Origin of the sequence: Streptomyces milbemycinicus, from assembly GCF_002154605.1 — a bacterium.
Classification (GTDB): Bacteria; Actinomycetota; Actinomycetes; order Streptomycetales; family Streptomycetaceae; genus Streptomyces; species Streptomyces milbemycinicus.
The window spans coordinates 1-917 of record NZ_MUNE01001287.1 but is presented as its reverse complement, the minus strand read 5'-3'; the positions used below and the strand labels follow the sequence as shown (position 1 = coordinate 917).

Below are 917 nucleotides of genomic sequence, written 5' to 3'. Positions count from 1 at the left end.
CCCCGCCCCGGCCGTACCGGCCGACCCAGCCGCCCCCGCGGGCAGCCGCGTGGCCAGCCAGAGCGCGTCGAGCAGCTGCTCCTGGGACAGCTGCGCACCGCTGTCCGCGAGGAGCGCGAGCGCGTCATCCAGCCGACCGAGCGCCCCCGGCCGCCCTCCGCCCCGGCCTTCTCTCGCCGCGGAGCCCGCCACGGGTCACACCACCCCGCCCAGCCGGTGCAGCACCGCGTCCAGCAGCCCGTCCGCCGACAGGTCCACGCCGCTCGCGCGCAGGAACACCGCGTTCAGCAGCTGGTCAGTGGCCAGTTGGCGGGCGGAGCGGCGGCTGAGGAACGCCTCCAGCAGGCGGTCGACGTCGTCCAGCGCGTCCTCGCCCAGATGCGCGGTGACGATCTCCCGCAGCCGGGCCTCGTCGGGGGTGGGCAGCTCCAGGCGCACGCAGCGGCGCAGGAAGGCGGGCGGGAAGTCCCGCTCGCCGTTGCTGGTGATCACGACGACGGGGAACTCCTGGCAGCGCAGCCGCCCCCGCCGTACCGTGGCCCGCTCGTCCGCGCGCTCGGTGAGCACGTCGACCACCGACTGCTCCTCGGGCAGCCGGGCCAGCTCCGGGATCTCGAACTCGCCCTCCTCGAAGACCGTCAGCAGGTCGTTCGGCAGGTCCACATCGCCCTTGTCGAGCTCGTCGACCAGCAGCACGCGGGGCATCGGGCCCGGCACCAGAGCCGTGCCGAGCGGCCCGAGCCGTACGAAGCTGCCCAGGGGCGGCTCGGCCTCGCCGCGGTCGCGGCTGAGCGCGGTCTCCCGCAGCCGTCCGATCGCGTCGTAGCGGTAGAGCGCGTCCTGCACGGTGGAGCGGCTGTTGACCGGCCAGTGCAGGACCTCGCCCAAGTCGAGCTCATGGGCGATGGCGCGCGCCA

General features: G+C 75.0%; 2 protein-coding genes. Both read right to left on the bottom strand.

Features of this window, described 5'->3' with window-relative positions:
- A partial coding sequence (locus tag CCN51_RS52665; protein WP_143676280.1) for a hypothetical protein occupies positions 1-192 on the bottom strand: 192 nt, incomplete at its 3' end.
- Between the two features lie 3 nt (positions 193-195).
- Positions 196-917: AAA family ATPase (locus CCN51_RS52660; protein ID WP_086861349.1), on the bottom strand; the 722-nt coding region annotated here is incomplete at its 5' end.